We start from the raw sequence: 23,281 nt of genomic DNA on the forward strand, positions 1-23,281 counted from the left end.
ATGAAATTAAATTACATAGCTTTTGCAGTTCCATTTTTTGCATCATTCATGCTCTTGGAGTACTATATCAGTAAAAGAAAAAATAAAGAAGTTCATCATTTTAATGAAAGTGTTGCCAATATTAATGTTGGAATTGCTGAAAGAATCTCTGACCTTTTAACCACAGGGACTTTTTTCTTTATTTTTTCTTGGCTCCATACTAATTTTTCCATTTTCTCGATAGAATCATCGGCTACAACTTGGATTCTTTTGTTTTTGGCAACCGATTTGGTTTGGTATTGGTACCACAGATTAGGGCATACCGTCAATCTTTTTTGGGCAACACATATTGTGCATCACCAAAGTGATGATTTTAATTATACAGCAGCAGCTAGGATAACGGTTTTTCAGGCCGTTGCCAGAGGTTTGTTTTGGTGTGTTTTGCCAATTATTGGTTTCAAAGCAGAAATGATAACAGTATTGCTGCTTATTCACGGAACCTATCCTTTTTTTACGCATACTCAATTAGTGGGGAAATTGGGTTGGTTAGAATATATTATAGTTACGCCATCACATCATAGAGTTCATCATAGCAGCAATCCGGAATATTTGGATAAAAATTATGGAGATATGCTGATTATATGGGACAAAATTTTCGGAACCTATGTCGAAGAAACTAATGAGTCTCAATACGGTTTAACCAAGTCGTTGGGTAGTTACAGTTTTTTGTGGCAGCATTTTCATTATGTTTTGGAGTTAGGTGTTGCTTTTAGAATGGCAAAAACGTTCAAACAGAAACTGAAAGTAATTTTTGGGGGGCCAAATGACATTGATGGCAGGATACGATCACTTCTGGAAAGGAAGTTTTCTAAAAAAGCAATAGATATTCAGTATTCGAAGAAATTAATAAATGCAGTTATTGTAAAAACAATCATAACAATGTCGGTTTTGTTTTTTACCATTCTTTTTTCAAACTACTTAAGCATTTCTAGCGAATTTTTATTAACAGGATTTATTATTTTGAGTGTCATTGTCACGGGAGCGATGTTGGAACAAAAAAAATGGATTTTTCATTTGGAGTTTGTGAGAATAGGGATTGTTGGTTATTTGGCTTTTTCTGTTTTTCCAAATCCGCTGCTGCTTATTGCTATTGTGTTGATAGGGATAGTTGGAGTACTGTTTTACCAAACAATACATTCAAAATACCAAGAGTTGTTGTTTTCGGCATGATTTGGGTTTTCAAAAAAAAGCAAAATGAGAAATTTTTGTTAAAAAAATGTAGGAATATGTCAGATTATGCTTTTTCTTTTTGAATAATAACCTGATGTTTAGTATGTTGTGAATTTAATTATTTGTTTCTTAATTATTAAATTTAAGTTTCTCGTTTGGATTATTGGAAAAAAGTTTAGATATTTGTTGAACAGAAATAAAAAGAGGAAAAATGAAATTTAATTTATGCAATATGTCTAAAAAAGCCATTCAGGTGAAAACCTGCAAGGGGAGGTGTATATAGCTTTATTTTAAATTAAATAATATATAGCAAAAAACCTCTCAATAATTTGGGAGGTTTTTTTTTGTCATTTAAAGGTTAAAAAAACAATAAGATTAAGTAAAACAATAATTAAGCATGCCCCAACTCTACACGATTAATATTACCGTTTGCCAGGCAAAGAAAATTATGATGCGTAAGTACGCCATGGTGTGTGTTTGTATACGTTGATTCCAAAAGTATAAGTTTATTATATAACTTAAAAACCCTTTTGGATTTGTGTCTGAAAGGGTTTTTTGTTTTTCTGTCTTCAAAGGACAAGAAAATAGAGTTAAAAAAATAAATAAAAAGCTAAATAAGCTTTGTTTAAAATAACCATAAAAAGAAGAAATTATGAGTGCAACAAATTTTGCAGTAAAACATATGGCCGACGATATAAAGTTATTTTCTATTTCGGCCAATATTGAAAACACCAAATCCTTTATTATGCACCCGGCCAGTATACGATGTCAGCAGATGTCAGATGTAGAGCAGGTCGTCAAGGGAATAAAGAAAGATGTGATTCGACTCTCGAGAAGGATAGAAGATCGGAAGGATTTAAAAGGCTTTTGTTTATCAAGAGTTTTTATAGAATTACAAGCATAAAAAGCACAATTGTTTTTTTTAGGAAACGAAACTCATTGTGCTATAAATAAAACTAAAATATAAGCCATAAAAACAAACATTAATTACGAAAATAAAGTATCATGAAAACTATAACATATATCACAAGCAGAGTAGAGTTACTAAAAAAAGCAATTTTAAGAGCAATAAAAGTTGAACCGTTTAACCCGATGAAAGAGTTGGATCACACCAGGTTTCATGTGGATGAGAACTTCGATTTGAAAGCTAGAAAAGGCAAAAGTTCTTTATTGTTTCACATGTACTCTAAAGAAAACGAAACTCTTTTTATTTGAGACTTATATGATGAGTACCTCAAGAAATGTGTAGGTAAAAATTATTTGCCATGAAATGCACGGATAAAAACGCGAAATCCCTTTTTGAGTAGAAAAGGAATTCGTGAGAATTAGTGCATTTCATGGCAATTTTTAATTGATTGAGCAATCATAGTTTCAAAGATGAATTGAATAATAATTTGGTTGTTTCATAAAATTGTAGTTAATTTGCACCTTTAAGTTCAGAAACGTATTGAAATGTTATAAAGAAAGGCAGAGGGATTAGACCCGGTGAAGCCTTAGCAACCCTTCGATTTATCGAAGAAGGTGCTGCATTCTACCACGCCAAACGTGGAAAGATAACACTAAGAATTCAACTAGTTTTTCTAGCTTTCTTCATAATATTTCCAGGTACAAATCAAAAAATCAAAAAAGATTTGAAATTGGAAAATAAACCAACCACAATTACAATACAAAATTTCACTACCGAAAGTGGTGCTTTTTATGCTACGATCAATTTGAGTTATAATCTTTTTGGCCCGGCATTACATACAGCACCTATTGTTTTGGTCAATCACGCATTAACCGGTAATTCACAAGTGGTGGGCTTAAAGGGATGGTGGAATGTACTTATTGGTGAAAACAGAACAATAGACACGAATCAATACACCATATTGGCTTTTAATGTTCCGGGAAATGGTTTTGACGATACCATTATCGAAAATTATTTGGATTTTACAGCCAGAGATGTGGCCAGACTTTTTATAGAAGGTCTTAAAGCACTTCAAATTAATCAATTATTTGCTATTATCGGAGGCTCTGTAGGGGGTGGAATTGCTTGGGAAATTGCAGCATTGTCACCACAAATAACAAAACACTTAATTCCGATTGCAACCGACTGGAAATCTACCGATTGGTTGATTGCTAATTGTTTTTTGCAGGAGCAAATTTTAAATAATTCGGCGAAGCCAATTGAAGACGCTCGTATTCACGCAATGTTGTGCTATAGAACTCCAGAATCTTTTAAGGCAAAATTTGATCGCACTACCAATGAGGAATTGGCCATTTTTAATATCGAAAGTTGGTTAAATCATCATGGAAAGAAATTGCAAAAAAGATTTCAGATTTCGGCGTATAAGCTGATGAATCAATTGCTGAAAACAATAGATATTTCCAGAAACAGAGAATCTTTTCTTGCCGTTGCTTCTCAAATTGAGGCTGATATCCATATTATTGGAATCAATTCTGATTTGTTTTTTACGGTAAATGAAAATAAAGAAACATACGAGATATTAAAAAAACACAAAGAGAATGTTACGTTTCAAGAGATTGATTCCATTCACGGACACGATGCTTTTTTGATTGAATATAAACAATTAGACAATTTGCTTAAAGGAGTTTTTAAGCTAGAAAAAAATATATCAAAATGAAAATATTAAAATTTGGAGGAAAGTCTTTGTCAAACGGAGACGGGCTAAATAAGGTGGTGGCAATTATTGCAGACAAAGTGAATAATGGGGAGCAGATTGCAGTTGTGGTTTCGGCTCGTGGAAATGCCACGGACGAACTAGAAGAGATACTGGCTTTGGCCTCTATAAACGGGGATTATAAACCGCTTTTTGAAGATTTTAAAAACTATCAACAAGATGTTTACGACGATGTGGATTTGTCTGAAGAGTTCAATAAATTGGAAAAACTTTTTGAAGGAGTTAGCCTGATTGGGGATTATAGCATAAAAATTAAGGATGAAGTGCTTTCTAAAGGAGAGCTGATTTCAGCTAAATTGCTTACTGCTATTTTGGTTAAAAATGGAATAAAAGCAAATTTTTCGGATACGAGAGAATTGATAAAAACAGATTCGAATTACGGTGATGCGCAACCGGTTGAACAGCTTTCGAAGAAAAATGTGATAGCATATTTTAAGGAGCACAATGGAGAAACAGTGAATGTTGTGACGGGTTTTATTGGTTCCAATAGTAAAAATGAAGCAACTACTTTAGGCAGAAACGGTAGTAATTACACCGCTTCGTTGCTGGCAAATTATCTTGATGCGACGGAACTTCAAAATTATACTCACGTTGACGGAATTTATACAGCCAATCCTGATTTGGTTTTAGATGCCAAGAAAATTGATCATTTGACATTTAATGAGGCTAATGAGTTGGCCAATTTTGGAGCAACAATTTTACACGCGAAGACCATTATTCCTTTGTTGGAAAAAAATATTCCGCTTCGTATTTTGAACACTTTCAACCATGAAAATCAAGGAACTTTAATTACGTCCAATGTTGGTAAAGAAGGAATTAAAACGCTTTCGGTTCTGGAAAATGTGGCTTTGGTGAATCTAGAAGGAAGAGGATTGCTTGGAAAAACTGGTGTTGATGCACGTATTTTCAAAGTGATGGGAGATAATGAAATTAGCGTTAGTATCATTTCGCAAGGTTCATCCGAAAGAGGAATCGGGCTTGTGGTGGATGCTGATAAAGCGACTCGCGCGATGATTGAATTGGAAAAAGAATTTGAAAATGATTTTTATTCGAAAGACGTCAATAAAATTACGGTTACGGACAATGTTTCAGTGATTTCGATTATCGGGCAGGATTTGAGCACGTTTCATAAACCTTACACGGCTTTAATCAAAAATAAAATTGTTCCTATCCTTTTCAACAACACGGTTACGGGTAAAAACGTGAGTTTGGTGGTGAAAAAATCGGAGCTGAACAAAGCGTTGAATGTAATTCACGGAGAGATTTTTGGAGTTTCGAAGAAAATAAATATTGCCATTTTTGGTCACGGATTGGTTGGAGGAACGCTGATTAACCAAATTTTGGAATCTGAAGGTGCTATTGAAAAACGCAAAGGAATCAAACTGAATGTTTTTGCAATTGCCAATTCCAAAAGCGTGCTTTTAAATAAAGACGGCGTTTCCCCAAACTGGAGAAATGAAATCCAAACCAACGGAACTTCATACACAATTGATGATGTTATTGCTTATGCAAATGAGCATCACTTGGAGAATTTAATTGCGATTGACAATTCTGCAAGTACTTCTTTTGTTGAAAATTATATCAAATTGGCTGAGAATAGTTTCGATTTGATTTCGTCGAATAAAGTAGCAAATACATTGAGTTATTCGTTTTACAAAGAGTTGCGACAAGTATTGGAAGACAATCAAAAAACGTATCTTTATGAGACTAATGTTGGTGCTGGTTTACCATTGATTGACACTATAAAATTATTACACCTTTCGGGTGAAAATATTACCAAAATAAAAGGAGTTTTCTCAGGAACGTTAAGTTATTTATTCAATAATTTCTCTGCGAAAGACGCTCCGTTTAGTGAAATATTAAAAGAAGCAATCGATAACGGTTATACCGAACCAGACCCAAGAGAAGATCTTTGCGGAAATGACGTAGGCAGAAAATTATTGATTTTGGCGAGAGAATTGGATTTGCAAAATGAGTTTGAGGAGATTTCAATTCAGAACTTAATTCCAGAGCATTTGCGCGAAGGTGATGTTTCGGATTTCTTAAACAAATTATCAGAGTTTGATCCTATTTATGCTAAAATTAAAGCAGATCAAGAGCCAAATCACGTATTGCGTTACATTGGAGAATTATCAGGTGATTTGCAAAATGACAAAGGAAATCTGGAAGTGAAACTGGTTTCGGTACCAAAAGATACTGCTTTGGGTGGATTGAAAGGTTCGGATTCGTTCTTCGAAATTTACACAGAATCTTACGGAGACCGACCTATCGTTATTCAAGGAGCAGGAGCTGGATCGGCAGTAACGGCAAGAGGAGTTTTTGGAGATATTTTGAGATTGTCAGACAAGGGATAAAAAAAGTAATCAGTGATCAGGTTTTTAGTAATCAGTTTTAAAATTTGAATAGTTATGGTTGAAGTTTTTAGCGGGTCATATTTTGAGGCAATGAATGTTAGAAATTTATTGGAAGGAAACGAAATTTTCGTTTTTACTCAAAATGAATATATGTCAAATATTGAGCCTTGGGTTGTTGCTTCGGGAGGCTTAAATCCTGTAAAGCTCCAAGTTGATGAATTGGATTTAGATGCATCAAATATAATAGTTGAGGATTATTTAAATGGAAATAATAATTTAGAAATAGAAGGTAAATAAAAAAGCGTTGGATCTGCGTTTGAAAATCCGTGGCATCAGCGTTCAAAAAAAATACTAAGATGAAAATAACATTAGAAAGAAAAAACGACAACTTCCATTTTGAATTAAAAAATGAAAGAGGTCATATCGTAAATGTAGATAGTCGTCCGGAATTTGGCGGAAGTGATATGGGGCCTAGCCCAATGGAATTAGTATTAATGGGTGTTGCAGGTTGCAGCGGGATTGATATGATTTCGATTCTTAAGAAACAACGCCAGGAAATTACCTCTTTCAAAGCTGAGGTTGAGGGTGAACGTGTACAGGTAGATGAGGCAAAACCGTTCAAGGATATTTATGTGGTATTTTATCTAGAAGGGAAAATAATCGCAGAAAAAGCATCTAGAGCGGCACAACTTTCATTCGAAAAATATTGTTCAGTTTCCAAAACATTGGAACCAAACGTAACCATACATTATAAAGTGGTTTTGAACGGAAGCCCCCTAACCCCCGAAGGGGGAACGGAATAGATTGTCGAAAAATCTATTTTATAAAAAGGAAGATCTAAGGTTAAATAAATTATTAACAAATAAAGCGACCCCGTTGCAATTCCCCCTTCGGGGGTTAGGGGGATTATTATGAACGAACTAGAATTTGGTTTTGAAACCCAAGCCATACGTACCCAATTAGAAAGAACACAATTTCAAGAACATTCGGTTCCTTTATACTTAACGTCTAGTTTTGTATTTGAAGATGCCGAAGACATGCGTGCTTCTTTTGCAGAAGAGAAAGATCGCAATATTTACAGCCGTTACAGCAACCCCAATACCAACGAATTTATAGAGAAAATTTGTAAAATGGAAGGCGCTGAATCTGGTTTTGCTTTTGCCTCTGGAATGGCAGCCGTGTATTCAACTTTGGCGGCTTTGTTGAACTCAGGAGACCATATTGTTTCGGCAAGTAGTGTTTTTGGAGCGACACATTCGTTGTTTATCAATTATTTTCCAAAATGGGGAATTGAAACATCGTATTTTGATATCGATAAACCCGAAACCATCGAAAGTTTTATAAAGCCAAATACAAAGATTCTTTTTGCCGAATCGCCAACTAATCCAGCGGTAGATATTATTGATTTGGAATTGTTAGGAGCTATTGCCAAAAAGCATAATTTGATTTTGATAATTGACAACTGTTTTGCTACACCTTATTTACAGCAACCGATAAAATGGGGTGCACATTTGGTGGTGCATTCTGCAACAAAATTAATAGATGGTCAAGGTAGAGTTTTGGGTGGAATAACAGTTGGAGATGCTGAATTGATTCAGAAAATCTATTTGTTTTCTCGACTTACCGGTCCTTCCTTATCCCCATTTAATGCCTGGGTATTATCAAAAAGCTTAGAAACTTTGGCGATTCGTTTAGATAGACATTGTGAAAATGCTTTGAAAGTGGCAGAGTTTTTGGAAAGTCATCCTCAGGTTAATAAAGTGAAGTATCCTTTCTTAAAGTCACATCCGCAATATGAAATCGCCAAAAAACAAATGAAATTAGGAGGTAACATAGTTGCTTTCGAAATCAAAGGCGGACTCGAAGCAGGAAGAGCATTTTTGGACAAAATAAGATTGTGTTCGTTATCGCCAAATTTAGGAGATACGAGAACAATCGTTACACATCCTGCCTCTACAACTCACAGTAAATTGACTGTTGAAGAACGTTTGGCAGTGAGTATTACCGATGGTTTGGTTCGTGTTTCTGTTGGATTAGAAACTGTAGAAGATGTAATCGCCGATTTGGAGCAGGCGCTTTCTTAAAGATTTATAATTATCGCAAAAACCCACGGTTCAAACTGTGGGTTTTGTGTTTCTAGTGGAGATGTTATTATAGAACAGTTAATCTGGAGCAGAAAGATTTGGTGTTTTTAGTTGGCATTGTCCCGCTATCCGTTTCAATCTTATGTGCCGAACCCCGGCACATAAGGATTTCCACTTTTATCGGGGCTAAAAGGAGAGATTTTGTTTTTTTTGCAATTATCCAAAAAGGAAAAACAACAGAATTCAAATTCAGATTGTAATATAGATTAGTTTTGATTTGTTAAAATTGTAAATTTGGTTAAATCAATATCTGTTTTTATGGAAAAAAATATAAAAATAACACTGCTTTTTATTGTCGCTATTATAACATCAAGTTGTGAAAAGAAAGCAACTGAAATGGATTTTGAGAAAAGTGTGATGACCGAAATTTTTCCAAGTTTAGTCGATTCGATTTGTGTTGATAGTAGAAAAGAAATACCGCCTCCTAAATTTGGAGAAAATGTTTATGATCAATCTGGTCATTTTGTTAGAGAAGATTCTACCAAAGCGACAAAAGAACAAATTATCAAATATAGAGAATGGCAAAAAGAAAATGAGAAAGTTGCGAAAGATACTTCGAGTGTTATTATTGCTTTTGACCCTTTTTTAAAAAAGAATAAAACAGAACAAATTAGGATTTTAAAAAGTTATTATCCAAATGTTGAGTTTTCTCAAGAACAAGAAGAAGTAGATGAATACAGGTTTGACTTTGAGAAGATTAAGTTGAATAATAAGTTTAAGCTAAAGAATATTTCAGAATTTCCAAAAGTTGGCGATAAACGAATGCTTTTATTTGAAATAAAATATCCTTTTGTTTTTTCTGGAAATTTATTTTTTTCTAGAATTCAATTTGATAAACAAAAAAAAGTTGGGGTATTAGAGGGCGGTTTTGATTTTTGTGGGAGATGTGGAAGTTTTTATATTTTTTATATTAAAAAAGTAAGCAACAGATGGGTAATTGATAAAATGATACTAACATCTGTCTCGTAAACAATATAAAAACGCTTCGATTTTTGTTTAAAAAACTGATTTATAATCTTTAGAACCTTTATGAAACCAAAACTTATTATTTTATCGGATTTGTGGGGAAAAGAAAAATCAGATTGGGTTTCAGCCTATGTTGAATTATTGAAGAATAAATTCGAAATTCAATATTACGATTGTTGCGAATTGGGAGAAATTGATAAAACAAATTATTCCGAAGAAAGTCTCCACCGTCAGTTTATTAATGGAGGAATTGAAAAAGGGGTGGAGAATCTTTTGAAAACAGAAAAGAATCAAGTTGATATTCTTGCCTTTAGTATTGGCGGAACAATTGCTTGGAAAGCAACTTTGAAAGGATTGAATGTTAGAAGTTTGTTTGCCGTTTCATCAACGAGATTGCGATATGAGAATGAAATTCTCAATGGAGTAATAAAGCTCTATTATGGCGAAAATGACATCAATAAGCCAAAGCATAATTGGTTAGAAAAACATTCAATAGATTTTGAGATCATAAAAAATAAGGAACACGATTTTTATACTGAAATAGATTGCACAACTTTAATTTGCAATGAAATTTTAAAAAAGATTCATACAATTTGCTGATAAAAGGATAAAGTTTGTAGTTTCGTAAACATATTTTATAGACGACTTGTTTCGATTTCAAAAAATCATAGATCAGCAATCGTTAATCATAAATCATAAATCACAATGCTTTCAAAGAAAACTAAATACGGAATAAAGGCACTTACTTTTTTGGCTCGCCAAAAAGATAATACACCTGTTCAAATTGCTGAAATTGCTAAAAATGAACATATTTCGATTAAATTTTTGGAAAGTATTTTGTTATTACTCAGAAACTCTGGTTTTCTGGGGGCCAAAAAAGGAAAAGGCGGTGGTTACTACTTGATAAAAGACCCAAAAGATATCAGTATGGCCAAAGTATATCGCATTCTTGAAGGGCCAATTGCTCTGCTTCCGTGCGCAAGTCACAATTTTTATGAAAAATGTGATGATTGTGATGACGAAACTACTTGTGCCGCACGCCGCTTAATGACTCAGGTTAGGGATAATACCCTTAAAATCCTTGAAAGTAACTCTCTGGCGGATATTGCATTTTAAACTATTAAAATTTATTTAAAAAAAATTTTGAATTTAAAAAAAAGTGTTACTTTTGCAAAGTAATCTACTAAGCCGATAGGGTAATAGATTTAAAATTAAAAGCAAAAGAAAATGAGCGCAGCAGTAGCAAATACTTTATTAGAAAAAACAGCAGGTTTTTCCATTGAGGAAACATTGGCTTTTTTGGCTAATGAGTACAAAGGAAAAGTGATTTTTTCAACTTCTTTTGGGCAAGAAGATCAGGTTATAACTGCATTGATTGCTAAGAATGAGTTACCAATTAATATATTCACACTTGACACCGGAAGATTGTTTCAAGAAACATATGATGTTTTTCATAGAACAATAAAAAAATACAAAGTAGCTATTCAAACTTATTTTCCAGAGGCCAGCGATGTAGAAAATTTGTTGAATAAAAAAGGTCCGAACAGCTTCTATGAATCGGTTGAGAACAGAAAAGAATGTTGTTTTATTCGAAAAGTAGCGCCTTTGACCAAAGCCTTGAAAGGAAATGAAATTTGGATTACAGGTTTGCGTGCCGAGCAATCAGAAAACAGAAATGATTTGGCTGCCTTTGAATACGACGCCCATTTTAATATCATAAAATTCAATCCATTATTGAAATGGAGTTTAGAAGATGTTCAAAAATACATTGATGAGAATAATGTGCCACAAAATGCCTTACACAAAAAAGGATTTGTAAGCATCGGTTGTGCGCCTTGTACAAGAGCGATTGCCGAAGGAGAAGATATCAGAGCAGGAAGATGGTCGTGGGAGTCCAGTCATAAAGAATGTGGTTTACACCAGAAATGAGGTTAGAGGTCAGAAGTTAGAAAATAGAATAGAGAGAATAAAAAAACAATAATAGTTGAGAGATTTTAGTCGAGGTCACAAGAACAACCTTAAACTTTAAACTTTAAACTTTTAAACTAAAAATATGAGTTCAGTATTAAAAACAAATGCTTTAGAAAGCGAAGCAATTTACATATTCAGAGAAGTAATTTCTCAATTTGACAAACCCGTTTTGCTTTTCTCTGGCGGTAAAGATTCAATTACATTAGTGCGTTTGGCGCAAAAAGCATTTTTTCCGGCAAAAATTCCTTTTCCATTATTACACGTGGATACAGGACACAATTTCCCTGAAACAATTGAATTTAGAGACAAATTGGTAGCTGAATTAGGATTGGAATTAATCGTTCGTAACGTGCAAGATGCCATTGATGAAGGTAAAGTGGTTGAAGAGTCTGGGAAATATTCTAGTAGAAACAGTTTGCAAACGACCACATTATTGGATGCTATCGAAGAATTCAAATTTGATGCTTGTATTGGTGGAGCACGTCGTGACGAAGAAAAAGCAAGAGCCAAAGAACGTATTTTCTCTGTTCGTGATGATTTCGGTCAATGGGATGAAAAAAATCAACGTCCTGAATTGTTTGACCTTTTGAACGGAAAAATTGAAAACGGTCAAAACGTACGTGTTTTCCCAATTTCAAACTGGACTGAATTGGATGTTTGGAGTTATATCGAACAAGAGCAAATCGAAATTCCATCGATTTACTTTTCACATAAACGTAAAGTTTTTTTGAGAGACGGTTTAATTTGGTCACACTCTCCTTTTGTGTACCAAGAAGAAGACGAACAAATCGAAGAACGAATTGTTCGCTTCAGAACCGTTGGTGATATGAGTTGTACTGCCGCTGTTGAATCATATGCAGCAACCATTCAGGAAGTAGTTGGAGAGATTCGTACTTCGACTATTTCTGAAAGAGGAGCCAGAATCGATGACAAACGTTCTGAAGCTGCAATGGAAAAAAGAAAACAACAAGGATACTTTTAGGCCCCCTTGCCCCCTGAAGGGGGAATTAAGAATCAAACAAATAAATAAAAATAGTTTATTGATAAAGTTATAAAACTTTAAACTTTAAACTTGAAACCAAATATTGAAATGGAAGTTTTAAAAATAGCAACAGCAGGAAGCGTAGATGACGGAAAAAGTACTTTAATCGGAAGATTGTTGTACGATACAAAATCATTGACTACAGATAAGATTGAAGCAATAGAAAAAAGCAGTAAACAAAAAGGATACGATTATCTGGATTTTTCTTTGGCTACTGATGGTTTGGTTGCAGAGAGAGAACAAGGGATTACAATTGACGTAGCACATATTTATTTTTCTACAGCGAAAAAAAGTTACATCATTGCCGATACTCCGGGTCACGTAGAATATACTCGTAATATGGTTACTGGAGCTTCGACTTCACAAGTGTCTATTATTTTGATCGATGCCCGTAAAGGTGTGATTGAGCAAACGTACCGTCACTTTTTTATCAATAATTTATTGAGAGTAAAAGATGTGATTGTTGCAGTAAACAAAATGGATTTGGTTGATTATTCGGAAGAAGTATACAACAAAATCAAAGCCGATTTTCAAGCATTAAATGCAAAAAGCGCGTACAAAGAACAAAACGTAAGTTACATTCCGTTGAGCGCTTTAACAGGAGATAATGTGGTAGAAACATTAGGAAAAATGCCTTGGTATACAGGACAAACTATCCTGCAGCATTTAGAAGCTTTAGAGCCAAAAGATGTTTACGATAATGGGCAAGCGCGTTTCCCTGTTCAAACAGTAATTCGCCCAAAAACAGAAGAATATCACGATTTTAGAGGATATGCTGGGAAATTGTACGGGAACAATATTAAAGTTGGAGATGCGGTAACGGTGCTTCCTTCTTTGACAGAATCTACGGTTACTAATATTCACTTTTTTGATCAACAATTTGATGAAGCTAGCGTTGGTTCGTCTATAACAATCGAATTAGAAAATGATATCAATGTAACGAGAGGTGATATGATCGTAAAATCAAATGAACTTCCTAAAATTGAAAAAGACATTACGACAACTGTTTGTTGGATGGACAGCAAAAAATTAGTGGCAGGCGCAAAATATTTTGTACAACACAATACGAATAGAGTTTTGGCCAAAATTGATAGCGTGAAAAATGTAATCGCAACCGATTATTCAGGAGTAACGCCAGCGACTCAATTAGCAATAAACGAAATAGGAGAAGTAACCATTAAATTAAGTAAAGCTATCTATTTTGATGCTTACACAGAAAATAAATCTAATGGAGCCTTCATTTTGATAGATGCCGCAACCAACACAACAGCAGGAGTTGGATTTATTAAATAGTTGATAGTTGATGGTTTTTAGTTGATAGTTATGCTGCCAACAACCAACCATAAACAACCAACCACAAACTATAAACTAAAAAGTTATGCAAAGTTTTAGAACCGAAATAGAAGACCCGATTGTCCAAAAAGAGATTATCGATTTAGAGAAGAAAATTCATTTATTCCGTGGTGGACAAATTGATGATGAGCGTTTTCGTAGTCTTCGTTTGGCGCGTGGTATTTACGGTCAACGTCAAGAAGGCGTACAAATGATTCGTATTAAATTGCCTTACGGAAAAGTGTCTAGCGAACAATTGAGAAGAATCACCGATGTGTCTGAAAAATATTCAACCGGTCGTTTGCACATCACAACGCGTCAAGATATTCAAATTCACTATGTAAGTTTGGACAGAACGCCAGAACTTTGGGCAGACTTAGCCAAAGATGATATTACTTTGAGAGAAGCTTGTGGAAACACGGTAAGAAACATTACGGCTAGTGAAACTGCAGGAATTGATGTGGATGAACCATTCGATGTATCGCCTTATGCACACGCTTTGTTTCAATATCTATTGCGTAACCCAATTTGTCAAGAAATGGGGCGTAAGTTCAAAATATCATTCTCATCTTCTGATAAAGATACCGCTTTGAGCTATTTGCACGATTTAGGATTCATTCCCAAAATTGTAAATGGTGAAAAAGGTTTCAAAATAATGTTAGGTGGAGGTTTAGGTTCACAACCAAGCCACGCTGAATTGCTTTCAGAATTTGTCCCGGTTAACCAAATTATCCCAACTGCCGAAGGGGTAATTAGGGTTTTTGACCGTCACGGAGAAAGAGCAAAACGTTTGAAAGCGCGTTTGAAATTCTTAATCAAAGATTTGGGACGAGATGAATTTATGCGTTTGGTTGACGAAGAGAAAAAAGCTTTGGCTTTCCATACGTACGAAATAGACACTACTGATTTTGAAGGAGCAATTACGGAACCTTTATTGGAAGTACCTTCAGTAACAATTGATGATGTTGAAGCTTATGAAGCTTGGAAAAAATCGAACGTGATTGCACAAAAACAAGCTGGTTATGTTGCTATTGGAATTAAAGTTCTTTTGGGAGATTTTTATATAGATAAAGCAAGATTATTGGCTGACTTGGTTAAAAATTATGGTGCCAATGAATTGCGTTTTTCATTAAGACAAAACATTCTTATCCGTAATATCAAAGAAGAAAATTTACCTTTTTTCTATCAGGAATTAGCCAAATTGGATTTTGTTACTTTAGGATATAATACCGTTGCTGATATCACGGCTTGTCCTGGAACTGATACTTGTAATTTAGGAATTGCGAGCAGTACTGGTATTGCCGAAGAATTGGAAAGAGTTATAGCAACAGAATATCCGCAATTTAATAGCAATGTTGATATTTCAATAAAAATTAGCGGGTGTATGAATGCTTGTGGACAGCACAATATGTCCGAAATAGGTTTTCAAGGAATGTCCATTAATGCTGGAAAACTGGTAGCTCCAGCACTTCAGGTATTGTTAGGAGGAAAGAATATAGGAAATGGAGTAGGACGTTTTTCAGATAAAGTAATCAAAATACCTAGTAGAAGAGGACCAGATGCTTTGCGATTAATCTTAAATGATTTTGAAGCCAATGGAAACGGACAACCATTTGTAGATTATTACGATGCCAAAGGTGAGAAATATTTCTATGAGTTCTTGAAACCATTGGCAGATGTAACCAATTTAACCGAAGCTGATTTTGTGGATTGGGGTAATGCCGATAACTACGTAAAAGCAGTTGGAGTTGGAGAATGTGCTGGTGTTGTAATTGATTTAGTGGCTACATTATTGTTTGAAGCCAAAGATAAATTAACGTTTGCTCAAGAAGCTTTTGATGATAAAAAATGGTCAGATGCAATTTATTTGGCTTACGCTGGATTTGTAAATGGAGCCAAAGCATTATTATTGGCCGAAAACGAAAAAACAAACCACCACGCTGGAATTATTGATTTGTTTGATACTGTTTTCATCGAAAGCAAAAAAATAGAATTGGGTTCAGATTTCAAAGATTTGGTATATCAAATCAGAGCCAACGAGCCATCAGAAGCGTTTGCACAAAAATATATACAAGATGCTATAGCTTTCTTCGGAAAAATAGAAGCATACAGAACAAAAGATTTAGCTAATGCATAAAACGATACAACCCAAAGTAACTTTAGTAGGCGCAGGACCTGGCGACCCAGACTTGCTTACGCTTAAAGGTGTAAAAGCACTTGCTGAAGCGAATGTGGTTTTGTATGATGCCTTGGCCAATGAGGAAATAATGAAGTATGCTCCTCAAAATTCCATAAAAATATTTGTGGGGAAAAGAATCGGGTGTCACGAATATTCGCAAGATCAAATCAACCAATTGATTGTCGATAATGCGCTTACCTACGGTCACGTGGTTCGGTTAAAAGGAGGAGATCCATTTATTTTCGGAAGAGGAAGTGAAGAAATAGATTACGCAGAAAGTTTTGGAATCCCTACATTTGTAGTACCCGGAATTTCATCAGCGATTGCAGTTCCCGCTTATCAGGGAATTTCATTGACCAAAAGAGGAACTTCCGAAAGTTTTTGGGTAATCACAGGAACCACTTCCAACAGAAATTTGTCTAGTGATATCGCTCTTGCAGCAAAATCATCAGCGACTGTTGTGATTTTGATGGGAATGAGTAAACTATCACAAATTGTTACTTTATTCCAAAAAGAATCCAAAGGAGAAACTCCCGTTGCGATTATTCAAAACGGAACAACACCAAATGAGAAAATAGGTGTGGGAACAATTGATACGATTCAAGAAGTGGCTGTCGAAAATAAATTGAGTTCACCGGCAATTATCGTAATTGGGGAAGTAGTCAAAGAAAGTAATCAACTGAAAGGGTTTTACGAAGAATTTGTAGCCGCCGAAATAAAGTTATAATGGAAAGAAACGAATTATATCCTATTTTTTTAAAACTACACAACATTAATGTGCTTATTGTTGGTGGTGGAAATGTAGGTTTGGAAAAGTTGTCGTTTATGTTGAAATCCAGCCCCAATGCCAATGTTGAGGTTGTGGCGACAAAGTTTCTGCCCGAATTGGAAGCATTAGTCGAAAAGCATCCTTCGATAAAATTGACACAAGCGAAGTTCAAGAAAAAAATGCTCAAGAAACGCAATATGGTCATTGCCTGTACTGATGACTTGAAAGTAAACAAACGAGTATATGATTTGTCCCGAAAAAGATATCTCATTTGCAATATTGCTGATACGCCCGATTTATGTGATTATTATTTGGGCGGAATCGTGACCAAAGGAAACGTAAAAATAGCCATTTCGACCAACGGAAAATCGCCAACGACAGCCAAAAGATTACGCGAGTTTTTTGAAGAAGTAATTCCGGAAGACATCAATAAAATGGTTCAAAACCTGAATGAATATCGAAAGACTTTGAAAGGGAATTTCGAAGAAAAAGTTCAAAAGATGAACGAAATTACAGAAGGACTGAAAAAATAATGAATATAGAAATAACGGATAAAATTCTCTGATAATTATCATTTTCAGAAATTGAAAGCATTCGTTTATTTGCGCACAAAATAAAAAATAATATAAAGAGTTAAATTTAAATATAATGGTTAAAACAGACATACTTATAATAGGAGCCGGGCCAACAGGTCTATTCGCCGTTTTCGAAGCAGGATTATTAAAATTAAAATGTCATATTCTGGATGCCTTGCCACAACCGGGAGGACAATTATCAGAGTTGTATCCAAAGAAACCTATCTATGATATTCCAGGATTTCCGGAAGTATTGGCAGGTGATTTGGTGGATAATTTAATGGAACAAATCAAGCAGTTCGAACCTGGATTTACTCTTGGTGAGCGTGCAGAAACTATCGATAAGCAAGAAGATGGCAGTTTTATTGTCACTTCAAATAAAGGAAAAAAATTCCACGCGTCTGTTGTAGCTATTGCTGGAGGATTGGGAAGTTTCGAACCAAGAAAGCCACTTATCGAAGATATCGAATTTTACGAAGATAAAGGAGTGAAATACTTTATCAAAAATCCAGAAAAATTCAGAGACAAAAGAGTTGTGATTTCTGGAGGAGGAGATTCCGCTTTAGACTGGAGTATTTTCTTGGCAAACGTTGCTTCAGAGGTTACTTTAATTCACCGTAGAAACGAATTCCGTGGAGCTCTTGATTCTGTAGAAAAAGTGCAGGAATTGAAAAACTCAGGAAAAATCAAAATGATCACTCCAGGAGAAGTTATCGGTTTGAACGGAGCTGAGCATTTAGAATCTGTTGATGTAGATATTGATGGTGCACACCAAAACATCCCAACCGATTTCTTCATTCCACTTTTTGGATTGACGCCAAAATTAGGCCCTATTGCACACTGGGGATTAGAAATTGAAAAAAATGCGATCAAAGTAAACAATGCTTTGGATTACCAAACAAATATTCCTGGAATTTTTGCCATTGGTGACGTAAACACGTATCCTGGAAAATTGAAATTGATTCTTTGCGGATTTCATGAAGCCACATTAATGTGTCAGGCGGCTTACCAAATCATCAATCCGGGTAAAAAATATGTGATGAAATATACCACCGTTTCCGGAGTTGACGGATTCGACGGTACTCGTAAAGAAGCTCCAAAAGCGGTAGTGAAAGCTATTGTTTAATCTTTAGAGACTAAGCTTCTAAGATGCTGAGAATCTAAGATTTTGAAATACTAAAGCTCAAATTTGTAATATAGTTTGAGCTTTTTTATTTATATCTTTGTGTGATATTAAAATTAATTCATCATGAATTTAGCAACAAGAAAATATAATTTTATTCAAGAACTATCCAATGTAGACGAAAGTCTTTTGGAAAAACTCGAACTATTGGTAAAGGCAAGCAAAAAGGATTGGTACAGTGAATTATCAGCTCAGGAAAAAGAAGAAATTGAAATTGGAATTTCCCAAGCTGACAACAATGACTTAGTAAGCCATTCTACCGTTATGGATAAATTCAAGAAATGGCATTAGGGATTAAATGGACGCCTCAGGCAGAAAAAGGTTTAGACAGCGTACTTTTTTATTTGGAGAAATTTTGGTCCATAAAAGAAATTTTGCAATTAGAAGAAAATATAAAACAAGTTACAAGTTTAGTAATTCTCTACCCTGAATTATTCCCAAAATCAGGAACAAACCAATATTTGTACAAAGCAATTATAGATAAAAATAATTATCTGGTTTACAGAATAAACACTAAGATGAGACGAATTGAAATCGTTAATTTAAGAGGTACTAAGCAAAAAATAAAGCACTAAACTGTTTTTTTAAGATTCTGAGTTACTAAGAAGCTGAGAAGCTAAGATTTTCAAAAAAAGCTCAAACTTGCAATATAGTTTTGAGTTTTTTTTATAATGATTATGAATGAAAATTTTGACTTAGAGGCTTAGTAGCTCAGAACCTTAGAATCTAAAAAAAAAACTTGCAATTGTTAGCGCTATGTCGTTTCTTTGCACTGTTCCTATTTTTATTGAAAGTTATCACGAAAGGCGGAGGGAAAAGACCCGATGAAACCTTAGCAACCCTTTACTTTTTTAAAGAAGGTGCTACATTCTACCACGCACAGCGCGGATAGATAACACAAGAATACATCTCCGTATTCCTCAAACCTTTTCCTGACAACATTTCGATATTTTTTTTAGAGCGAATGATTGGTGCATTTTTTGCAGTCATCGTTCCCGCCGTACACTATATCTTTTATGCTGAACCCCAGCATAAAAGGATGTCGTTTCCATCGGGGCTAAAGAGCCAGAATTAGGAATTTTTGGAAAAATAGTAATTAAAAAGCTTTGCGCCCTAGCGTTTTTGCGAGAAATAAAAAATATGTCAACAATTCAAGAAGAAATAAAAAAGAGAATACTCGTGCTCGACGGAGCTATGGGTACAATGCTGCAACGTTATAATTTCTCTGAAGAAGATTTTCGTGGCGAACGATTCAAAGATTTTCCACATCCGCTAAAAGGGAACAATGATTTATTGTCCCTAACGCAACCTCAAGCTATCAAAGCGGTTCACGCAGCCTATTTTGAAGCAGGAGCCGATATTGTGGAAACCAATACTTTCTCTGGAACTACGATTGGTATGGCGGATTATTACCTTGAAGAATATGTTTATGAATTGAACTACGAATCGGCAAAAATTGCCCGTGAAGTAGCTGATGAATTCACTGCGAAAAATCCAAACCAGCCTCGTTTTGTTGCCGGTTCAATTGGCCCGACAAACCGTACGGCAAGTATGTCGCCAGATGTAAACGATCCAGGATACAGAGCAGTAACTTTTGATGATTTGCGCATTGCTTACAAACAACAAGTCGAAGCCTTAATGGACGGCGGTTGTGATTTACTTTTGGTGGAAACTATTTTTGATACGCTAAATGCCAAAGCGGCACTTTTTGCAATCGAACAAGTAAAAGAAGAACGCGATCTTGATATTCCAATAATGGTTTCAGGAACAATAACGGATGCTTCGGGAAGAACGCTTTCAGGGCAAACAGTAGAAGCCTTTTTGGTTTCGGTATCGCATATTCCATTGTTGAGCGTAGGATTCAATTGTGCCCTTGGTGCCGATTTATTGAAACCGTATTTGCAGACCTTGTCCCATAACACTTCTTTCAACGTGTCGGCGCATCCAAATGCAGGATTGCCAAATGCTTTTGGGGAATACGATGAAACACCAGAGGAAATGCAAGCACAAATTAAAAGCTATTTAGACGATAATTTAATAAACATCATAGGTGGTTGTTGCGGAACGACCCCAAACCATATCAAGTTGATTGCCGATATTGCCAAGGATTATAAGCCTAGAGTTTCGACTGCGGTGATGTAGATTATGTATATTATCGCATCCAATTTAACAATGGAAATAATTTACTGAGAATTTAAAAGAATATGGCTAAACCAAAACAGATATATAGAAAGAATTTGCTTTTGCTATTAGTTTGCTTTTTATTTTGTTCGTGTGATATTTTTTATTTTGCCCAAATTGTAAACAAATCTGGCAAAGATATAAAAGTTGAAATTTGGTATGATAAAGAAGCACTGGACAATTTGCCAGGAAAAAAACCGGTTATACCATATTTTGACGAAGCAACATTAGTAAGTTTTGATACTCTTAATAGGATTGGGAAATTTAAAATATTACCAAATGATTCATTGGAAATTGATAGTCAACGTGGAAATAGACCACGTTTTCAGTTTATTAAGAAAATAGAGGTCTTTGGTATTGATACAATTAAATTAAAAGATATTGACCAAATGAAAGCCTTGTTTAAAGAAGGTAAGGGGCGATTTTTTTCATTTGATGTAAAATAGAACATCTTCATAGCTAGTGAAGAAAATAAAAAGTTCCGAAAGCGTGGATTTACAATCCGTGCCCGCAAAGAGAATCAAATAAAAGGCTTTGAATGAAAAACAAAATTTATTGAATTACGCAATGCCCGCGTGAGGGATAGAAGTGGAGCTCTTTTTTCTTGATTTTTCATCAAGAAAAAAAGCGGGAACGAATAGCCCGACCCTTGTGGTCACGCCCAAATAAAGTTGAAATTAAAATAAAATATAGCTACAGTTTTTTGGACCGTAGACAGAATAATAAAAACTTAGAATCTAAGCCACTTAGAAACTTAGTAACTCAAAATAAAAACCCGATAGCGCGGATTTGCAATCCGTGCCCGCAAAGAGAATAAAATGAAAGGTTTTCGATAAAAACAAAATCTGGAGGAATTGGCTTTGAATAGAAAATAGAAACAATGATTAAACAAATTTATTAAGATTGTAGCTTTGATTGAAATTGAATAACACAACTTCGTGGAGAGAATAGCACATACTCATAAGCGAGATTAGGGACAAAAGAAAAATATGACTGAATATCCAATCTTTGTATTTACGGCTTTACTGATTTTAGTTTACGGACTTTTTTCAAAAGCCCTTGAAAAATCTGTTATCACAGCACCAATGGTTTTTGTAGTGATTGGTATTATAGCTTCTAATTTTCAAATAGATGAATTGAGGCAAGGTATTGATGCGCCATTGGTAAAAATACTTGCTGAACTTACACTGGTGTTAGTGCTTTTTAATGATGCATCCACTATTAATTTAATGGAATTAAGAAAGCATCGAAAATTGCCTGTTCGGTTATTGCTAATAGGTTTGCCATTGACTATGGTATTGGGAATATTAATAGGTATCCCACTTTTTCCGGGTGTTAATATCTGGGTAATTGCGCTTATGGCTTTTATTTTGTCGCCTACTGATGCTGCTTTGGGACAGGCAGTGGTTACAAGTAAACTGGTGCCCGAAAAAATTCGCCAAACCATAAACGTTGAAAGTGGTTTAAACGATGGGATTGCATTTCCTCCAATATTAATTTGTCTTGCTGTTTTATCTCATGCAGATGCGGGAAACTCTGGTACATCTTATTGGTTGCTTTTTACACTCCGGCAATTTGTTTTTGGCCCATTGATTGGTGGATTGATTGGTTGGGCAGGAGGATATTTAGTTGACAAGGCTTCAAGCAAAGGCTGGATGAATTCCACTTTTCAAAGTTTATCATCAATAGCCATTGCATTATTAGCATTTTCATTAGCCGAAACAGTTGAGGGTAATGGCTTCATCGCTGCATTTTTTGCAGGCATGTTACTCGGAACTCATAACCTCAAAGTACGCGAACGATTACATGAATTTGGTGAAGCAGAAAGTCAGGCACTCGTACTTTTTATTTTTCTCTTATTTGGTATGATGCTCGTTCCGTTTTGTTATCCTTATTGGGATATAAACGCTTGGGTTTATGCCTTATTAAGTCTTACAATTATCAGAATGTTGCCCGTTGCAATTTGCCTTATTGGTACAAAATTACCTAGTGTTACTATTGGATTTATTGGTTGGTTTGGACCACGCGGCATTGCATCAGTTTTGTATTTATTACTCGTAATAATTGAATTAGGAATACCGGGATATGAACGCATAATTTCAGTTATTGTTCTTACAGTTTTGCTAAGTATTTTTTTGCATGGATTTACTGCGGTACCTTTTTCAAAAATGCTTGGCAAGTATTTTCAGTAAGATAAAATATCATTAAGTTCAAACGTAGAGAATAGTAATTTTGTAAATTTTAAAAATAGATGGCGATACAAATACTTTTTAGTTTGGGAATTATTGTTGCAACCATTTTTATTCATGGATTGGGAACCGCATGGTGGCTGAATTATTTGTTTCGCAACCGCGATTTAAAAAGTCAGGTTTTCGGATTTTATAAGATTTTGAAAACACTTTCTACTATGGCCGTTTTTTTAATGGTATTACACTTTATTGAAATTGCTCTTTGGGCTGGCGTTTATATGATGATACCTGCATTGGATAAAATCAGTCATTGGGAAGAATCGATTTATTTTTCAATGATTACTTACACCACGTTAGGTTATGGCGATATCACGCTCCCTCCTATCTGGCGCATCATGAGTGGATTTGAAGCCATGAATGGGATTTTGTTATTTGGTTGGTCAACCACAATGTTCTTTGCAGTAGTACAGAAAATTATAGCAATTAAAAATAATAAGAATTAATTG

General features: G+C 34.9%; 24 protein-coding genes and 2 riboswitches. All 24 genes read left to right on the forward strand.

Translation table 11 applies throughout. From position 1 onward, the window contains the following. Window positions 1–1,209, forward strand: coding sequence for a sterol desaturase family protein (locus tag C8C85_RS10330; RefSeq protein ID WP_116798453.1), 1,209 nt, complete (start codon window positions 1–3; stop codon window positions 1,207–1,209). Between the two features lie 652 nt (window positions 1,210–1,861). Then, complete coding sequence (locus tag C8C85_RS10335) at window positions 1,862–2,113, forward strand: PLP-dependent transferase (protein WP_116797003.1); 252 nt, start codon at window positions 1,862–1,864, stop codon at window positions 2,111–2,113. Between the two features lie 101 nt (window positions 2,114–2,214). Continuing rightward, complete coding sequence (locus tag C8C85_RS10340) at window positions 2,215–2,424, forward strand: hypothetical protein (RefSeq protein ID WP_116797004.1); 210 nt, start codon at window positions 2,215–2,217, stop codon at window positions 2,422–2,424. Window positions 2,425–2,661: 237 nt separating this feature from the next. Further along, window positions 2,662–2,769, forward strand: a riboswitch (SAM riboswitch). A 77-nt stretch (window positions 2,770–2,846) separates the two neighbouring features. Then, complete coding sequence (locus C8C85_RS10345) at window positions 2,847–3,833, forward strand: alpha/beta fold hydrolase (protein WP_243412097.1); 987 nt, start codon at window positions 2,847–2,849, stop codon at window positions 3,831–3,833. Beyond that, window positions 3,830–6,244: a bifunctional aspartate kinase/homoserine dehydrogenase I gene (gene thrA / locus C8C85_RS10350; RefSeq protein ID WP_116797005.1), complete on the forward strand. Its 2,415-nt coding sequence runs from the start codon at window positions 3,830–3,832 to the stop codon at window positions 6,242–6,244. The genes C8C85_RS10345 and thrA overlap by 4 nt, the downstream gene beginning before the upstream one ends. 54 nt (window positions 6,245–6,298) lie before the next feature. Continuing rightward, the gene (locus C8C85_RS10355; RefSeq protein WP_116797006.1) at window positions 6,299–6,541 is read left to right on the forward strand and encodes a putative signal transducing protein; all 243 of its coding nucleotides are present in this window, start codon (window positions 6,299–6,301) and stop codon (window positions 6,539–6,541) included. A 59-nt stretch (window positions 6,542–6,600) separates the two neighbouring features. Next, a complete protein-coding gene (locus tag C8C85_RS10360; protein WP_116798455.1) occupies window positions 6,601–7,047 on the forward strand; it encodes an OsmC family protein in 447 nt (148 codons plus the stop codon). Window positions 7,048–7,155: 108 nt separating this feature from the next. Next, entirely contained in the window at window positions 7,156–8,328 is a 1,173-nt protein-coding gene (locus C8C85_RS10365; protein WP_116797007.1) for a trans-sulfuration enzyme family protein, read from the forward strand. Window positions 8,329–8,646: 318 nt separating this feature from the next. Beyond that, window positions 8,647–9,357, forward strand: coding sequence for a hypothetical protein (locus C8C85_RS10370; RefSeq protein WP_116797008.1), 711 nt, complete (start codon window positions 8,647–8,649; stop codon window positions 9,355–9,357). Window positions 9,358–9,417: 60 nt separating this feature from the next. After that, window positions 9,418–9,954: an alpha/beta hydrolase gene (locus C8C85_RS10375; RefSeq protein WP_116797009.1), complete on the forward strand. Its 537-nt coding sequence runs from the start codon at window positions 9,418–9,420 to the stop codon at window positions 9,952–9,954. 105 nt (window positions 9,955–10,059) lie between these two features. Continuing rightward, window positions 10,060–10,470: an RrF2 family transcriptional regulator gene (locus tag C8C85_RS10380; protein ID WP_077373556.1), complete on the forward strand. Its 411-nt coding sequence runs from the start codon at window positions 10,060–10,062 to the stop codon at window positions 10,468–10,470. Between the two features lie 111 nt (window positions 10,471–10,581). After that, window positions 10,582–11,283, forward strand: a complete 702-nt coding sequence (locus C8C85_RS10385) for a phosphoadenylyl-sulfate reductase (protein ID WP_116797010.1) — start codon at window positions 10,582–10,584, stop codon at window positions 11,281–11,283. A gap of 124 nt (window positions 11,284–11,407) precedes the next feature. Then, the gene (gene cysD / locus C8C85_RS10390) at window positions 11,408–12,307 is read left to right on the forward strand and encodes a sulfate adenylyltransferase subunit CysD (protein WP_111411121.1); all 900 of its coding nucleotides are present in this window, start codon (window positions 11,408–11,410) and stop codon (window positions 12,305–12,307) included. A 108-nt stretch (window positions 12,308–12,415) separates the two neighbouring features. Next, a complete protein-coding gene (locus tag C8C85_RS10395) occupies window positions 12,416–13,660 on the forward strand; it encodes a sulfate adenylyltransferase subunit 1 (RefSeq protein WP_116797011.1) in 1,245 nt (414 codons plus the stop codon). Between the two features lie 85 nt (window positions 13,661–13,745). Beyond that, window positions 13,746–15,836 carry a HEPN domain-containing protein gene (locus C8C85_RS10400; protein ID WP_116797012.1) on the forward strand — a complete coding sequence of 697 codons (2,091 nt, stop codon included), beginning with the start codon at window positions 13,746–13,748 and terminating at the stop codon, window positions 15,834–15,836. Next, entirely contained in the window at window positions 15,829–16,605 is a 777-nt protein-coding gene (gene cobA, locus C8C85_RS10405; RefSeq protein ID WP_116797013.1) for a uroporphyrinogen-III C-methyltransferase, read from the forward strand. Before C8C85_RS10400 ends, cobA begins: the two co-directional genes overlap by 8 nt. Continuing rightward, window positions 16,605–17,180 carry a bifunctional precorrin-2 dehydrogenase/sirohydrochlorin ferrochelatase gene (locus C8C85_RS10410; RefSeq protein WP_116797014.1) on the forward strand — a complete coding sequence of 192 codons (576 nt, stop codon included), beginning with the start codon at window positions 16,605–16,607 and terminating at the stop codon, window positions 17,178–17,180. The genes cobA and C8C85_RS10410 overlap by 1 nt, the downstream gene beginning before the upstream one ends. Window positions 17,181–17,295: 115 nt before the next feature. Continuing rightward, entirely contained in the window at window positions 17,296–18,348 is a 1,053-nt protein-coding gene (locus tag C8C85_RS10415; RefSeq protein WP_116797015.1) for an NAD(P)/FAD-dependent oxidoreductase, read from the forward strand. 123 nt (window positions 18,349–18,471) lie between these two features. Then, window positions 18,472–18,696 (forward strand): hypothetical protein, encoded by a 225-nt coding sequence (locus tag C8C85_RS10420; RefSeq protein ID WP_116797016.1) that lies wholly within the window; start codon window positions 18,472–18,474, stop codon window positions 18,694–18,696. Then, window positions 18,687–18,980 carry a type II toxin-antitoxin system RelE/ParE family toxin gene (locus C8C85_RS10425; protein ID WP_116797017.1) on the forward strand — a complete coding sequence of 98 codons (294 nt, stop codon included), beginning with the start codon at window positions 18,687–18,689 and terminating at the stop codon, window positions 18,978–18,980. Before C8C85_RS10420 ends, C8C85_RS10425 begins: the two co-directional genes overlap by 10 nt. 216 nt (window positions 18,981–19,196) lie before the next feature. Continuing rightward, a riboswitch (SAM riboswitch) is annotated at window positions 19,197–19,304 on the forward strand. 241 nt (window positions 19,305–19,545) lie between these two features. Continuing rightward, window positions 19,546–20,547, forward strand: coding sequence for a homocysteine S-methyltransferase family protein (locus C8C85_RS10430; protein ID WP_116797018.1), 1,002 nt, complete (start codon window positions 19,546–19,548; stop codon window positions 20,545–20,547). A 62-nt stretch (window positions 20,548–20,609) separates the two neighbouring features. Beyond that, window positions 20,610–21,032, forward strand: coding sequence for a hypothetical protein (locus C8C85_RS10435; RefSeq protein WP_116797019.1), 423 nt, complete (start codon window positions 20,610–20,612; stop codon window positions 21,030–21,032). 543 nt (window positions 21,033–21,575) lie between these two features. Then, a complete protein-coding gene (locus C8C85_RS10440; protein ID WP_116797020.1) occupies window positions 21,576–22,778 on the forward strand; it encodes a cation:proton antiporter in 1,203 nt (400 codons plus the stop codon). Window positions 22,779–22,837: 59 nt separating this feature from the next. Then, on the forward strand, window positions 22,838–23,278 hold the full coding sequence (locus C8C85_RS10445) for a potassium channel family protein (protein WP_116797021.1): 441 nt from the start codon (window positions 22,838–22,840) through the stop codon (window positions 23,276–23,278). Window positions 23,279–23,281 lie beyond the last annotated feature (3 nt).

Source organism: Flavobacterium sp. 103 (genome assembly GCF_003096795.1).
Classification (GTDB): Bacteria; Bacteroidota; Bacteroidia; order Flavobacteriales; family Flavobacteriaceae; genus Flavobacterium.

Coding starts and splice junctions, on each gene's coding strand:
- C8C85_RS10330 (WP_116798453.1), top strand. CDS start 1: ATGAAATTAAATTACATAGCTTTTGCAGTTCCATTTTTTGCATCATTC.
- C8C85_RS10335 (WP_116797003.1), top strand. CDS start 1,862: ATGAGTGCAACAAATTTTGCAGTAAAACATATGGCCGACGATATAAAG.
- C8C85_RS10340 (WP_116797004.1), top strand. CDS start 2,215: ATGAAAACTATAACATATATCACAAGCAGAGTAGAGTTACTAAAAAAA.
- thrA (WP_116797005.1), top strand. CDS start 3,830: ATGAAAATATTAAAATTTGGAGGAAAGTCTTTGTCAAACGGAGACGGG.
- C8C85_RS10355 (WP_116797006.1), top strand. CDS start 6,299: ATGGTTGAAGTTTTTAGCGGGTCATATTTTGAGGCAATGAATGTTAGA.
- C8C85_RS10360 (WP_116798455.1), top strand. CDS start 6,601: ATGAAAATAACATTAGAAAGAAAAAACGACAACTTCCATTTTGAATTA.
- C8C85_RS10365 (WP_116797007.1), top strand. CDS start 7,156: ATGAACGAACTAGAATTTGGTTTTGAAACCCAAGCCATACGTACCCAA.
- C8C85_RS10370 (WP_116797008.1), top strand. CDS start 8,647: ATGGAAAAAAATATAAAAATAACACTGCTTTTTATTGTCGCTATTATA.
- C8C85_RS10375 (WP_116797009.1), top strand. CDS start 9,418: ATGAAACCAAAACTTATTATTTTATCGGATTTGTGGGGAAAAGAAAAA.
- C8C85_RS10380 (WP_077373556.1), top strand. CDS start 10,060: ATGCTTTCAAAGAAAACTAAATACGGAATAAAGGCACTTACTTTTTTG.
- C8C85_RS10385 (WP_116797010.1), top strand. CDS start 10,582: ATGAGCGCAGCAGTAGCAAATACTTTATTAGAAAAAACAGCAGGTTTT.
- cysD (WP_111411121.1), top strand. CDS start 11,408: ATGAGTTCAGTATTAAAAACAAATGCTTTAGAAAGCGAAGCAATTTAC.
- C8C85_RS10395 (WP_116797011.1), top strand. CDS start 12,416: ATGGAAGTTTTAAAAATAGCAACAGCAGGAAGCGTAGATGACGGAAAA.
- C8C85_RS10400 (WP_116797012.1), top strand. CDS start 13,746: ATGCAAAGTTTTAGAACCGAAATAGAAGACCCGATTGTCCAAAAAGAG.
- cobA (WP_116797013.1), top strand. CDS start 15,829: ATGCATAAAACGATACAACCCAAAGTAACTTTAGTAGGCGCAGGACCT.
- C8C85_RS10410 (WP_116797014.1), top strand. CDS start 16,605: ATGGAAAGAAACGAATTATATCCTATTTTTTTAAAACTACACAACATT.
- C8C85_RS10415 (WP_116797015.1), top strand. CDS start 17,296: ATGGTTAAAACAGACATACTTATAATAGGAGCCGGGCCAACAGGTCTA.
- C8C85_RS10420 (WP_116797016.1), top strand. CDS start 18,472: ATGAATTTAGCAACAAGAAAATATAATTTTATTCAAGAACTATCCAAT.
- C8C85_RS10425 (WP_116797017.1), top strand. CDS start 18,687: ATGGCATTAGGGATTAAATGGACGCCTCAGGCAGAAAAAGGTTTAGAC.
- C8C85_RS10430 (WP_116797018.1), top strand. CDS start 19,546: ATGTCAACAATTCAAGAAGAAATAAAAAAGAGAATACTCGTGCTCGAC.
- C8C85_RS10435 (WP_116797019.1), top strand. CDS start 20,610: ATGGCTAAACCAAAACAGATATATAGAAAGAATTTGCTTTTGCTATTA.
- C8C85_RS10440 (WP_116797020.1), top strand. CDS start 21,576: ATGACTGAATATCCAATCTTTGTATTTACGGCTTTACTGATTTTAGTT.
- C8C85_RS10445 (WP_116797021.1), top strand. CDS start 22,838: ATGGCGATACAAATACTTTTTAGTTTGGGAATTATTGTTGCAACCATT.